Origin of the sequence: Niveispirillum sp. (assembly GCF_017996735.1) — a bacterium.
Classification (GTDB): Bacteria; Pseudomonadota; Alphaproteobacteria; order Azospirillales; family Azospirillaceae; genus Niveispirillum.
Window position 1 is genome coordinate 20,642 of sequence record NZ_JAGOGJ010000017.1, and the last position, 12,432, is coordinate 33,073.

11 protein-coding genes are annotated in these 12,432 nt (G+C 64.0%); 6 read left to right on the forward strand and 5 right to left on the reverse strand.

Annotated elements, in window-relative coordinates:
* Window positions 1-230: 230 nt before the first annotated feature.
* Window positions 231-1,388 (forward strand): phosphoserine transaminase, encoded by a 1,158-nt coding sequence (locus KBA48_RS08255; protein ID WP_292905094.1) that lies wholly within the window; start codon window positions 231-233, stop codon window positions 1,386-1,388.
* 201 nt (window positions 1,389-1,589) lie between these two features.
* The gene (gene serA, locus KBA48_RS08260) at window positions 1,590-3,170 is read left to right on the forward strand and encodes a phosphoglycerate dehydrogenase (protein ID WP_292905096.1); all 1,581 of its coding nucleotides are present in this window, start codon (window positions 1,590-1,592) and stop codon (window positions 3,168-3,170) included.
* Between the two features lie 70 nt (window positions 3,171-3,240).
* Here serA and KBA48_RS08265 read toward each other — a convergent pair whose 3' ends face one another.
* On the reverse strand, window positions 3,241-3,804 hold the full coding sequence (locus KBA48_RS08265; RefSeq protein WP_292905098.1) for a DUF1993 family protein: 564 nt from the start codon (window positions 3,802-3,804) through the stop codon (window positions 3,241-3,243).
* Between the two features lie 216 nt (window positions 3,805-4,020).
* Here KBA48_RS08265 and KBA48_RS08270 point away from each other — a divergent pair, with 216 nt between their 5' ends.
* Together KBA48_RS08270 and KBA48_RS08275 are read left to right on the forward strand one after the other, a co-directional pair.
* On the forward strand, window positions 4,021-4,383 hold the full coding sequence (locus KBA48_RS08270; protein WP_054167173.1) for a methyl-accepting chemotaxis protein: 363 nt from the start codon (window positions 4,021-4,023) through the stop codon (window positions 4,381-4,383).
* Between the two features lie 249 nt (window positions 4,384-4,632).
* Window positions 4,633-5,847, forward strand: coding sequence for a TIGR03862 family flavoprotein (locus tag KBA48_RS08275; protein WP_292905103.1), 1,215 nt, complete (start codon window positions 4,633-4,635; stop codon window positions 5,845-5,847).
* 47 nt (window positions 5,848-5,894) lie between these two features.
* On the opposite strand, the gene KBA48_RS08280 is transcribed toward KBA48_RS08275, so the two are convergent.
* The 3 genes from KBA48_RS08280 to KBA48_RS08290 all read right to left on the reverse strand — a co-directional run bounded on the left by KBA48_RS08280 (window position 5,895) and on the right by KBA48_RS08290 (window position 8,607).
* Entirely contained in the window at window positions 5,895-7,580 is a 1,686-nt protein-coding gene (locus KBA48_RS08280) for a methyl-accepting chemotaxis protein (RefSeq protein WP_292905105.1), read from the reverse strand.
* A gap of 400 nt (window positions 7,581-7,980) precedes the next feature.
* Window positions 7,981-8,292 (reverse strand): hypothetical protein, encoded by a 312-nt coding sequence (locus KBA48_RS08285; protein WP_292905107.1) that lies wholly within the window; start codon window positions 8,290-8,292, stop codon window positions 7,981-7,983.
* 9 nt (window positions 8,293-8,301) lie between these two features.
* Window positions 8,302-8,607 (reverse strand): hypothetical protein, encoded by a 306-nt coding sequence (locus KBA48_RS08290; protein ID WP_292905109.1) that lies wholly within the window; start codon window positions 8,605-8,607, stop codon window positions 8,302-8,304.
* Between the two features lie 149 nt (window positions 8,608-8,756).
* Here KBA48_RS08290 and KBA48_RS08295 point away from each other — a divergent pair, with 149 nt between their 5' ends.
* Window positions 8,757-9,746 (forward strand): esterase-like activity of phytase family protein, encoded by a 990-nt coding sequence (locus KBA48_RS08295; protein WP_292905111.1) that lies wholly within the window; start codon window positions 8,757-8,759, stop codon window positions 9,744-9,746.
* 27 nt (window positions 9,747-9,773) lie between these two features.
* Here KBA48_RS08295 and KBA48_RS08300 read toward each other — a convergent pair whose 3' ends face one another.
* Entirely contained in the window at window positions 9,774-11,573 is a 1,800-nt protein-coding gene (locus tag KBA48_RS08300; RefSeq protein ID WP_292905113.1) for a class I poly(R)-hydroxyalkanoic acid synthase, read from the reverse strand.
* A gap of 222 nt (window positions 11,574-11,795) precedes the next feature.
* Between KBA48_RS08300 and KBA48_RS08305 the strand changes: the two genes are divergently transcribed.
* Window positions 11,796-12,191, forward strand: coding sequence for a hypothetical protein (locus KBA48_RS08305; RefSeq protein ID WP_292905115.1), 396 nt, complete (start codon window positions 11,796-11,798; stop codon window positions 12,189-12,191).
* The last annotated feature ends 241 nt before the right edge of the window (window positions 12,192-12,432 follow it).

Here is a 12,432-nt window from a genome sequence, read left to right on the forward strand (position 1 = left end):
GCCCGGCGCCCATGCGCCGTAAGCCAAGCCGCCGGATGGCGGCGCCCGGCGTTGAGGGAACAAACTAAAACCAACCAAAACTAATATTCTTTCCCCTGCGTGGGTCGCAGGGCAGAAATCTTATCCACGCGCAGCGATGCCCCATTGACGGGCAGTTGCCCAATCAATAGCTTCGGCGGCGGGTCACACCCCCCCAACGGGGTGCTACTATTCTGGAAGGAATAGCCATAATGGCTGCGCCGAAGCCGGGCAATCGCCCCGCCAATCCGCAATTCTCGTCCGGTCCCTGCGCCAAGCGCCCCGGATGGACGATCGAAGCCCTGAAGGGCGCCCTGACGGGCCGCTCGCACCGCTCCAAGCCCGGCAAGGCCAAGCTGGAGCAGGTGATTACCCTCTCCAAGGACATTCTGGGCATCCCCGCTGATTACCGGCTGGGCATTGTTCCCGCCTCTGACACGGGCGCCGTTGAAATGGCGCTGTGGTCGCTGCTGGGTGCCCGTGGCGTCGACATGCTGGCCTGGGAATCCTTCGGCAAGGATTGGGTCACCGACGTCGTCAAGCAGCTCAAGCTGACCGATGTCCGTCAGATGGTCGCCGGCTACGGCGCGCTGCCCGACCTCGCCGCCGTGGATTTCTCCCGCGATGTCGTCTTCACCTGGAACGGCACGACGTCCGGCGTCCGCGTCGCCAATGGCGACTGGATCGCCGCTGACCGCGAAGGCCTGACCATCTGCGACGCGACGTCGGCCGCGTTCGCCATGGACCTGCCCTGGGACAAGCTGGATGTCGTCACCTGGTCCTGGCAGAAGGTGCTGGGCGGTGAAGCGGCGCACGGCATGATCGCGCTCAGCCCCCGCGCCGTCGACCGGCTGCTGAATTACAAGCCGGCCTGGCCGTTGCCGAAGATTTTCCGCATGGCCAGCAATGGCAAGCTGTCGGAAGGCATCTTCAAGGGCGAGACGATCAACACCCCGTCGATGATCGCCGTGGAAGACGCGCTGGACGGCCTCAACTGGGCCAAGTCCGTAGGCGGTCTGGAAGGGCTGATCGGCCGGTCGGAAGGTAACCTGAAGGCCGTGGCCGACTGGGTCGCCAAGACCGACTGGGTCGATTTCCTGGCCGACACGGTGGAGAGCCGCTCCTGCACCTCCATCTGCCTGAAGATCGTCGACCCCTGGGCGACGGAACAGCCGGCGGAAGCCCAGGCGGAAATCGCCAAGAAGCTGACCAGCCTGCTGGAAAAGGAAGGCGTGGCGCTGGACGCCGGGTCCTACCGCGATGCCCCGCCGGGCATCCGCATCTGGGGCGGCGCCACCGTGGAAAATGCCGACATCGTGGCCCTGCTGCCCTGGCTCGACTGGGCCTATGCGACGGTCAAGGCCGGCTGATTTCCTGATTTGTGACGGGTGACCCTTACCCTCCCATCGCCTTGCGGCGATGGGCCCTCCTTCTCCCGCCAGGCGGTAGAGGGGCATATTCCGCCCCTCGCCCACGACAGTGGGAGAGGGAGGGGCCCGCCCGCGATGCGGGTGGGAGGGTGAACCCCGCTTCCCCATGACATCCCGCATCTTCATGCGAAGGACACTTCCATGCCCAAGGTTCTGATTTCCGACAGCCTGAGCCCGCGCGCCGTTGAGATTTTCAAGGAGCGCGGTGTCGAGGTCGACGTCAAGGTCGGCCTGAAGCCCGACGAGCTGAAGGCCATCATCGGCGAGTATGATGGTCTGGCCATCCGTTCCAACACCAAGGTGACCAAGGATATCCTGGCCGCCGCCACCAACCTGAAGGTTGTCGGCCGCGCCGGTATCGGTGTCGACAATGTCGATATCCCGGCCGCCACGGCCCGTGGCGTCGTCGTGATGAACACGCCGTTCGGCAATTCCATCACGACGGCCGAGCACGCCATCGCCATGATGTTTGCACTGGCCCGTGAAATCCCGGCTGCCAACGCGTCGACCCATGCCGGCAAGTGGGAAAAGAACCGCTTCATGGGCGTGGAGCTGTTCGGCAAGGTGCTGGGCGTCATCGGCTGCGGCAATATCGGCGGCATCGTCGCGGATCGCGCCATCGGCCTGAAGATGAAGGTCATCGCCTTCGACCCGTTCCTGTCGCCCGAGCGCGCCACCGAAATCGGCGTGGAGAAGGTGGAACTGGAAGACCTGCTGAAGCGCGCCGACTTCATCACCCTGCACACGCCGCTGACCGAGGCCACCAAGGGCGTGCTGGACGCCAAGGCCCTGGCCAAGACCAAGAAGGGCGTGCGCATCATCAACTGCGCCCGCGGCGGCCTGATCGTGGAAGAGGCTCTGCAGGCCGCCATCGAGGCGGGCCATGTGGCCGGCGCCGCGCTGGACGTGTTCGCGGAGGAGCCGGCCAAGGCCCACCCGCTGTTCGGCAATGAAAAGGTCGTGGCCACCCCGCATCTGGGTGCGTCGACCACCGAAGCGCAGGAAAATGTTGCCCTGCAGGTGGCCGAGCAGTTGGCCGACTATCTGGTCAATGGTGCCGTGGTCAACGCGCTGAACATGCCGTCGGTCACCGCCGAGGAAGCCCCGCGCCTGCGTCCCTATATGAAGCTGGCCGAGCAGTTGGGCGGTTTCGTGGGCCAGTTGATCGACGGCAATCTGAAGGGTGTCGCCATCGAGTATGAAGGCCAGGCCGCGACGCTGAACACCCGTCCGCTGACCGCCATCGTGCTGAAGGGCCTGCTGGGTCCGCTGATGGAATCGGTGAACATGGTCAACGCCCCCGTCATCGCCAAGGAGCGTGACATCAAGGTGGCCGAAACCAAGCGCACCAATGACGGCGATTATCAGACCCTGGTCCGTATCATCGTCACCACGGACAAGGGCACCAACAGCGTCACCGGCACCCTGTTCGGCGGCGACAAGCCCCGTCTGGTCGAAATCGACGAGGTTCCGATCGAGGCCGAAGTCACCAACCACATGCTGTTCATCCGCAACGAGGACAAGCCGGGCTTCATCGGCAAGCTGGGCACCACCCTTGGCAATGCCGGCGTGAACATCGCCACCTTCCACCTGGGCCGTACCGCCCCCGGCGCCAATGCCATCTGCCTGGTCTCCGTCGACCAGGAAGTGGGTGAGGAACTGCTGGCCACCATCCGGGCCCTGCCCAGTGTGGTCCGCGTCGCTGGTCTGGCCTTTGCCTGATCACCATCAGGATTAAGTGTCGTGATGAAGGGAGGGCGTCAGCCCTCCCTTTTTTCTTGGCTGATCGCGATCAGGTCGGCGTTGCCCCGGCGGGCCGGAGATAGGCCAGCATGTGGGCCACATAGTCGGCCTTGCCCAGTGCCACACCCTGCTGACGCAGGATGGCGTAAGCTGTGGTCAGGTGAAAATAGAACTGCGGCAGGCACCAGTCCCGGGCGTACTGCTCGGCCGACATGTCAAAGATCATGCCGTTGGGCAGGGTCAGGGAGATCGTCCGCCCCCCATGCTGATCCAGCGCGCCGGCTTCCAGGCCCGTCAGGAACCCGATCGCATCCGACAAGCATTCACGCGCCTGTGTCCAGGTGCCGGGATCGGTATTGGCGGCCCAGCCCTGCTGGCGGACGGACAGTAGCGGATCGGGCAGAGCCAGCCCCTGAAGCCGGTAGAACGGCTCCTGCGCCTGAAAGCAGGCGAAGCGGATTTGTGCCGACAGGGGATACATGTCGGGCGCCAGACGAGTCGAGAGCGAGGCCGCCCTGTCGGTTCCCTGATGGGCCTCCACCTTGTCCAGCCAGCCGTCCATGGCGCGCAGCATCTGTGTGAAGGTGGGAACCAGAAGCTCATGCAATGACATTTCGTCCCTCGTCAGGTTGATCGTACCCGGACTGTAGCGCGTGCGGTGGGGAACAGGGTGACCCCGTCGCCACGGGCGCCGCTCCTGCTATCCGAAAGTGATGCCTCCGGTGGAAAATCGTAACCATTCCGCTCGACAGTTTGTGCTATGTAATCAACCGGACCCGCCATAACGGGGCCATGATCGGACAACCCCTGAGACGCAAGGCCTTTGCAGATGAAGTACGGCAGCGAATCGAGCAATCTCTCCGGCGCTGGCAAGAGCGAGGTTTCCTCCGCCTTGCAGGAAATCAGCCGTGAACTGGAAGGCCTGCGGACCGAGATTGAGAAGGTCGGCACGGTGGCGCAGCAGATCGACGCCATCGCCAAGCAGACCAACCTGCTGGCCCTGAACGCCACCATCGAAGCCGCCCGCGCGGGCGAGGCCGGCAAGGGCTTCGCGGTCGTGGCCGGTGAGGTGAAGAACCTGTCGGGTCAGACTGCCGCCGCCACGGCCGAAATCTCTGCCGTGCTGCAGAGCCTGACCAAGCGCACCCAGCATCTGGGCCAGTTGGTCGAGCGGGCCATCACCCACGCCTGATCGCGTGTTGTGAGAGTGGAAAGGGCGGTGCCGGCGACGGCGCCGCCTTTTGCGTTTTTGATTGTCGATAAACCTCCCCCCTCACCCTCCCGTTGCCTGACGCCAACGGGCCCCTCCCTCTCCCGCAAGCGGTAGAGGGGCGAAATCAAGATACGCCCCTCGCCCACGAGAGTGGGAGAGGGAGGGGCCCAAGCCTGCCAAGGCTTGGGAGGGTGAGGGGCAGCACCAGCCCTGCCAAGGAACCATATCATGACCCGCCCCATCCTGATCATCGGTGCCGGCCCGGCGGGCCTGATGGCGGCTGAAATCCTGGCGAGCGCCGGCCATGCGGTGGAAATCCACGACGCCATGCCCAGCCCCGCGCGCAAATTCCTGATGGCGGGACGCGGCGGGCTGAACCTCACCCATTCCGAACCGCTGGACCGGTTCATCACCCGTTATGGTGCCGCCCGTCCCTTCATGGACCCGCTGGTGCGGGCCTTTACACCGGCACATTTGCGCGACTGGTGCCATGGGCTGGGGGTGGAGACCTTTGTCGGCAGTTCCGGCCGGGTTTTCCCGAAAAGCTTCAAGGCCTCCATCCTGCTGCGCGCCTGGCTGCACCGGCTGAGCGGGTTGGGCGTCACGCTCTATACGCGCCACCGCTGGACGGGCTGGGCCGATGACGGGGCGCTATGCTTCGACACGCCGGCCGGCCCGTTGCGTGTCACCCCTGCCGCCACCATCCTGGCGCTGGGTGGGGCCAGTTGGCCCCGGCTGGGATCCGACGGTGGCTGGGCGTCGCTTCTGGCGGCACGCGGTGTGCCGCTGGCCCCTTTCCGCCCGTCGAACAGCGGTTTCGATGTGGCCTGGAGTGGCGGGTTCCTGGAACGGGCCGAGGGGGAGCCGCTGAAACGAATCGCCATCGCCTTCAAGGAGCGCATCGTCCCCGGCGAACTGGTGGTGACCAGGACCGGGCTGGAGGGCGGGGCGCTCTATGCCCTGTCCGCCCCGCTGCGCGACATGATTGATCGGGAAGGCCGGGCCGTGGTGCATCTGGACCTGAAGCCCGACCTGACCCTGCCGCAGGTACAGAACAAGCTGGCCCGGGTGCCGCCCGCCGACAGTCTGGCCAACAAGCTGCGCAAGGGTCTGACCCTGGGGCCGCCCATGGGGGCTTTGATTCGGGAATTCGCCGGCGATGCCGATCTGGGCCGGGCGTCAACCCTGGCCGCGCTGGTCAAGGCGCTGCCCGTGCCGCTGACGGGACAGCGTGGCCTGGACCGGGCGATTTCGACCGCAGGCGGTATCAAGCTGTCGGCCCTGGATGCCAACCTGATGATCACCGCCTTGCCGGGCACCTTCGCCTGCGGGGAGATGCTGGATTGGGAAGCGCCGACGGGCGGCTACCTGCTCCAGGGCTGCTACGCCACCGCCATGGCGGCGGCCAGGGGTGCGGAGCGGTTTCTGGCGGAATCCCGGTGACCGTCTCCGGTCACCGGACTCCAGTGTGATCCCGTCCCCACCGCCGATCAGGCGGCACGGATACGGTTGATGAAGCCATCGACCTCGCGGCGCAGGCTTTCAGCCTCGCGCGACAGAGAGCCGGCGGCGGACAGTACATTCTCGGCGGAACTTGCCGCACCCTGCGCCGTGGTCTGCACCCCGGCGATATTGTTGGCGATCTCCTGCGTGCCGACGGCGGCCTGCTGCACATTGCGGGCGATTTCCCGGGTGGCGGCGTCCTGTTCCTCCACGGCGGCGGCGATCGCGGTGGCGATATGGTTGATCTCCGCGATGGTCCGGGTGACCTCCAGCGTCGCCGACACGGCATTGTTGGTCGCCGTCTGGATGCTGGCGATGCGGGTGGAGATATCCTCGGTGGCCTTGGCCGTCTGGCTGGCCAGGCTTTTCACCTCGCTCGCCACCACAGCGAAACCCTTGCCGGCATCGCCGGCCCGCGCCGCCTCGATCGTTGCGTTCAAGGCCAGAAGGTTGGTCTGACCGGCGATCTCGGCGATCAGCTTGACCACGGCGCCGATGGCATCCGCCTCACGCGCCAGATCCTGGATGGTCTTGTTGGTGCCTTCGGCACGCTCGGCGGCGGCGCGGGCGATGCTGGCGGAGGAACCGACCTGACGGGTGATCTCACCGATTGAACTGGTCATCTCTTCCGCTGAGGCGGCGACCGTCTGCACATTGGCGGAGGTCTGTTCGGTGGCGGCCGACACGATGCTGGTCTGGCTGCGGGCCTGATCCGCACCCGCGGCCAGCGACTGGGCATTGGCATTCAGTTCGGTGGCGGCAGAGGCCACCAGGGACACGACGCCCATGACGCTGGACTCGAAATTGTCGGCCATTTTCAGCATCAGCGCGCGGCGTTCCGCTTGCGCCCGCTTCTCCGCCTCCTTGGCTTCCTCTTCCAGTTCACGCGCCCGGATGGCATTGGCCTTGAAGGTTTCAAGCGCATCGGCCAGCTTACCGATCTCATCCTGGCGGCCCAGGCCCGGAACGGCCACGCTCAGATTGCCACCCGCCACGCTGGTCATGGCATCGGTCAGACGGCCGACGGGCACGGCAATGGTGAAGCGCGCGATGTAGAAGGCCAGACCGCCAAACAGCAGCAGGCCGATGCCGGCGACAGTGTAGACAAGATTGCGGGAGGAGATGGAACCCTCGGTCAGCCCGCTTGATTGCTCATCCACGCTTTTCCGGACCTCTTCGGTCAGCTTGATATTCTCATCACGCAGGGAATCGAGCTTCGGGTCGAAACGTTCATTCAGGATGGCCAGGGCCTCCTCGTTGCGGTTTGCCAGGGCCAGCGGCCTGATCTGCTCAAAATCGCGCATGATATCGTCCAAGCGGCTGCGCAGGCCGGAAATGGCCGCGACTTGACCGGGCAGCAGCTTGGCCGAGATGTCATAGGCGGCGTACACGGCATCCCGGTTCTTGCCGACGGCTTCCACCGCATCCTGCATGCGCTTTTGGTCTGTCTGGGCGATCAGCTTATATGTCTGACGGCCCACGGCCGTGATGGCGCGGTTCGCACGCGCCAGTTCGGTCATGCCCTTGGCGTCATGGTCCAACAGGTTGCTGTAGACATCGTCGACCTTGATCAGTTGCGTGCTGGCGAATACCGACACGAACAGAACAAGGATGCTCAGCATGGTGATCACGCTGAGAATACGTGTGGCTATGCTGAAGCGGGAAAGATCCATAACGACACCAGGGGTTTGGGGAAGACACCCAACCCTACAATTTTCTGTGGTTAACCGAATGACGAAATTGAATATATATTCCTCTGTATAGGGTATCCGAAAAGAAATATCTGGAAAATAGAGAGAATTTTTATTTAGATTCCTCTAAAGAAGAAAAGATATTTATTATTGAAATGCAATTGTTCGCACCTTGTAATTTTATTGCTTTTTGCCGATTAAAGAGTTGCGTGCTGATGCCGTCCCCGCTCTTGGAGCAAACGGGGCCTGGACACCGGATCGGTGCATCACCCGGGAGGCTGATGATCGGTTCCGACCCCTGGGCAGTGTATATGCAGGCGCGCATGAAAAAGGCCCGGGACGGCATGCCGCCCCGGGCCTTCATGAAATCCTGCCGACGCGTTCAGCTAAACAAGCGCGCAAAAAACCCCTTGGGCTTGGCGGGCGCCTTTGTGACGGCCGCCTTCTGCGGGCTGGGGGTCTTTCCCAGCACATATTCGGTGCGGAACCGTTCGAAATCCTCCTTGCGGCCGAACTTGAACAGAACCTTCAGCACGTTGCTGCGCAGGCCGGTATCCACGCTCATCTCTTCCTGCATGCCCAGGAATTCCAGGGCCCACAGGCCCTTGATATTGGCGTTGATCCAGTCTTCGGCCTTTTCCATGTCGCCACGATTCTTGAATTTCATCGTGGTTTCAAAGCTGTAACTGCTCATGCCCGATCCTCAGTCAAACAGGTGCGACAGCACAACCAGCACGATGATGACGCCGATCAGCGTCAGCACCGGATTGTTGCGCACGAAATCATTCAGCGGGCCCAGGAAGGCCGGGCCATTGCCGGGCAGGGGGGGCGCCGTCGGGGCCGGGTCGGTATCGCGGGGCGGCGGCAGGGCGGCCCCACCACCGGCCAACCGGTCCTCCAGTGCGGCCAGCCGCGCCTCGATCCGGTCCAGCCGGGAGGTCTCGGCAGCGGGGCCGGAAAGGGCGGGGGCAACGGGATCGGGTTGCGGGATCAATTCATTGTCACTCATCGTGCCAACCGCCTGTCTTTCTGCCTGCTATCGTCAGGTCACCTGACAAGATAAACGTTTCGCATCCGCGATAGGAAGGGGGCACCGTGCCCACCCATCCGATGGAGATAATACCGGACCCGCCCCGACACCCTGAACGGAGTAGCTGAATGTCGCGTGTCTTCCCTCGTCTGATGGCCGCTCTTGCTCTGGTCCTGGCGCTTTCCGGATGTGCCATCGGTCAGGATGGACCGCCCAGCGCGCCCGTTATGCTTCTGGAGGATGCACCGGCGCCGGTGCGGGCGGGGGAACTGGTCTGGCGCGGTACCCTGCATCTGCGGGATGCCAATCCGGATTTCGGCGGTCTGTCCAGCCTGCGCGTCAGTCCCGACGGAACCCAGTTCGTGGCGATCAGCGACCGGGGCAAGCGTATTGCCGGCCGTCTTTCCTATGACCGGGAGGGTCAGTTGACCGGGGCAGGGGATTACAGCGTCAATCTGCTGCTGGGCACGGATGGCCAGCCCTTGCCCCCCTTCTTCAACGATACGGAGGGGCTGGCCCTGATCGGGCAATGGCCGGGCGATGGTTGGGCCGTGTCCTTGGAACGCCGCCATTCCATCCTGCGCTATCCGCCGGCGCTGGCCGGGTCCGCGGCCGTCCTGCTGGAAGTGCCCGCCGGTTTTGCCGACCTGCCCTTCAATTCGGGGATCGAGACCTTGCTGTCCTTGGCCGACGGGCGGCTGCTGGCTATCGCGGAAGGTGATGCGGGGCAGGGGCGGCACCGCGCCTGGGTCGGTGGTCCCGGCACCTGGGCGGAGTTCGCCTATCAGGCCCTGCCGCCCTTCCTGCCCGTCGACGCCGCCCGCCTGCCCGGTGGGGGCATTCTGGTGCTGGAACGCCGTGTCGGGCTGCTGGGCGGCTGGGGCAGCCGCATCGTGCATGTCGATGCCGCCACCTTGTCGGCGTCGCTGGTGCCCGGCGGGGTGATGCAGGGGCGGGAGATCGCCCGCCTGAACCCGCCCATGGCGACGGAGAATTATGAAGGCATCGACACACGACCCCTACCGGGCGGCGGGGTCGCGGTCTATCTGATCTCCGACAACAATTTCAAACCGATCATCCAGCGCACATTGCTGACGATGTTTGAATGGGGGCGGTGACGGACTGTCGCCCGCCCCCCATCTGCATCACTCCACCACCCGCACCTTCACATAGGAACCGGGTGCCGGCTCGATCGGTTTCAGCGTGCCGTCGCCGGGCGTGCGGGCCGGGACCTTGGGGCCGGCATATTTCTGCACCCACTTGGCATATTCGGGCCACCAGCTTCCTTCCACCTGTTTGGCGCCGGCCAGCCACTGCTCCGGGTCCTTGGGCAGCTTAGTGTTCAGGAAGTGGCTGTATTTATTGGCCGAAGGCGGGTTCACGACGCCCGCGATATGGCCCGACGCCGCCAGTACGAATTTCACCGGGCCGCCGTAAAGCTGGGTGGCGGCATAGGTGGATTTCCAGGGCGTGATATGGTCCTCACGCGTGGACAGCATGAAGGTCGGGATCTTGATCTTGCTCAGATCGATCTCCACGCCCTTCAGGGTCAGGGCGCAGGGCTTCACCAGCAGGTTGCGCTGATACATGTTGCGCAGATAGAAGCTGTGCATGGCCGCCGGCATGCGCGTAGCGTCGGAGTTCCAGTAGAGCAGGTCGAACGGGAACGGGTCCTTGCCCAGCAGGTAGTTGTTCACGACGAACGACCAGATCAGGTCGTTGGCGCGCAGCATGTTGAAGGTGGTGGCCATGGACTGCCCGTTCAGGTAGCCCTGGCTGTTCATCTTCTCTTCCAGTGCGGCAAGCTGTTCTTCGTCGATGAAGACGGACAGCTCCCCCGGCTCAGTAAAGTCGGTCAGTGTCACCAGATACATGACGCTCTTGACCCGGTCATCGCCCTTTTCCGCCATATAGGCCAGCGTGGAGGCCGTCAGCGTACCGCCGATGCAGTAGCCGATCATGTTGATCTCTGTCTCCCCCGTCGCCTGTTCGATGGCGTCGATAGCGGACAGCGGCCCCAGCGTCATGTAATCTTCCCAGGTCTTGGTCGCCAGATGTTCATCCGGATTGACCCAGGAGACGATGAAGACCGTATGCCCCTGGTCGCACAGCCATTTCACCAGCGAATTGGCGGGGCGCAGGTCCAGGATATAGAACTTGTTGATCCAGGGCGGCACGATCAGCAGCGGGCGCTTGTACTGCTGCTCTGTCGTCGGGTTGTACTGGATCAACTGCATCAGTTCGTTCTGATAGATGACCTGGCCCGGCGTGGCGGCGATGTTCTTGCCCACCTCGAACTTCTTGTAATCGGTCATGGAGATGGCGAGCTGGCCCTTGCCACGCTCCAGATCGCCCAGCAGGTTTTCCAGACCCTTCACCAGATTCTCGCCCCCGGATTCGATGGTGGCGCGCAGAACCTCCGGGTTGGTCATCACAAAATTGCTGGGCGCCATCGCGTCCACGAACTGGCGGGTGTAGAAATCGACCTTCTTGGCCGTCTTATCGTCCATTCCCTCCACCTCATGCACGGTGGATTGCAGCCAGCGGGCCGTCAGCAGGTAGGACTGCTTGATATAATCGAACAGCGCATTCTCGTCCCAGGCGCTGTCCTTGAAGCGCTTGTCCTCCTTGGCGGGCGCCACCACGGGGGCGGCCTCCTGTCCCATCAGCCGCTGGGTCGTGCGCTGCCACAAGGACAGGTAGTCCTGCCACAGAGACATCTGCGCCTGCATCAGCTTGGCCGGATCGGCCATCATGCGGGCCGTCATCTCCATGAAGGCGGCGCCGATATGCATCATGCTTTGCGGTGCGGATGTATCGCCGCCATTCTGCCGCTGTAGGAAATCCGCCACCAGCCGCTGACTCTGTTCGGCGATACGCGCCATGTTGCGCGACATTTCGACCGGATCGGGGATCTTGATCTCGGGGCTTTGCGGCTCGGCCATGCTGGATTCCTTGCAGACACGTTTCCAAGGTGCGGGGACGCGCCGATTCTCTCTTGTCACGGGGAGGAACTGTCGGCTCTGTCCAGGATCGGCGCCGCATGCCAGCCTGTCCGATGGCGGTATGGCGTGCGGGTTGCCGTCCCGCTTTTTTTCATACACGATCCGCCTATGATTTTCACCGTTGCATACGTATCGCCCCGACATCTCCGCCTGATGGCTGTCATGGCCATGCTGGGCCTGTCGGGTTGCGCCCAACTGCCGGTACCCGACATCGTGTTCGATGACGGGCCGGCGCCGGCAAAACCGTCGGAAATCACCGATGCCGATCCCGTAAACGTGCTGACCGGCACCCGGCCCATCCGCCGCGCCGATCCGTCGATGAAGGGCCGCGCAAATCTGGGCACAGTGCCGCCCCGGCCGGAGGAATTCTCCAACCCGATCGAACGGCAGGCCCTGATGGACCGGTTGCAGGCGGACCGGGAGGAAGGGCAGGCCACCGGCGACGCCCTGCGCGCCCGTTCCACCGATCCGCGCGGCCGGCCCGAAGATCTGCCCGACGTGCCTGATGCGCCGCCGCCGGCACCCCAGGCGCTGCCCCGGCCGCCGGAAGGAAATTGAGGGCAGGCGTCGTTCCCTCACCCTCCCAAGCCTACCGGCTTGGGCCCCTCCCTCTCCCGCAAGGCGGGCGAGGGACAGAACTTCACCCCTCGCCCACGAACGTGGGAGAGGGAGGGGCCCGAACGCGTCAGCGTTCGGGAGGGTGAGGGAACGACAGATGTAATCCATCCCCGCCATCCCGCCCCGTCATGGCAGAATGGCGCGCATCCCGCGCAAAATACTGTCGCGGGGGGCTGTTGCG

What these genes read in the sequence shown, in the direction of transcription:
- KBA48_RS08270 (WP_054167173.1), top strand. Translation starts at nt 4,021, where the DNA reads ATGAAGTACGGCAGCGAATCGAGCAATCTCTCCGGCGCTGGCAAGAGC.
- KBA48_RS08305 (WP_292905115.1), top strand. Translation starts at nt 11,796, where the DNA reads ATGGCCATGCTGGGCCTGTCGGGTTGCGCCCAACTGCCGGTACCCGAC.
- KBA48_RS08290 (WP_292905109.1), bottom strand. Translation starts at nt 8,607, where the DNA reads ATGAGTGACAATGAATTGATCCCGCAACCCGATCCCGTTGCCCCCGCC.
- KBA48_RS08300 (WP_292905113.1), bottom strand. Translation starts at nt 11,573, where the DNA reads ATGGCCGAGCCGCAAAGCCCCGAGATCAAGATCCCCGATCCGGTCGAA.
- KBA48_RS08295 (WP_292905111.1), top strand. Translation starts at nt 8,757, where the DNA reads ATGTCGCGTGTCTTCCCTCGTCTGATGGCCGCTCTTGCTCTGGTCCTG.
- KBA48_RS08280 (WP_292905105.1), bottom strand. Translation starts at nt 7,580, where the DNA reads ATGGATCTTTCCCGCTTCAGCATAGCCACACGTATTCTCAGCGTGATC.
- KBA48_RS08255 (WP_292905094.1), top strand. Translation starts at nt 231, where the DNA reads ATGGCTGCGCCGAAGCCGGGCAATCGCCCCGCCAATCCGCAATTCTCG.
- serA (WP_292905096.1), top strand. Translation starts at nt 1,590, where the DNA reads ATGCCCAAGGTTCTGATTTCCGACAGCCTGAGCCCGCGCGCCGTTGAG.
- KBA48_RS08275 (WP_292905103.1), top strand. Translation starts at nt 4,633, where the DNA reads ATGACCCGCCCCATCCTGATCATCGGTGCCGGCCCGGCGGGCCTGATG.
- KBA48_RS08265 (WP_292905098.1), bottom strand. Translation starts at nt 3,804, where the DNA reads ATGTCATTGCATGAGCTTCTGGTTCCCACCTTCACACAGATGCTGCGC.
- KBA48_RS08285 (WP_292905107.1), bottom strand. Translation starts at nt 8,292, where the DNA reads ATGAGCAGTTACAGCTTTGAAACCACGATGAAATTCAAGAATCGTGGC.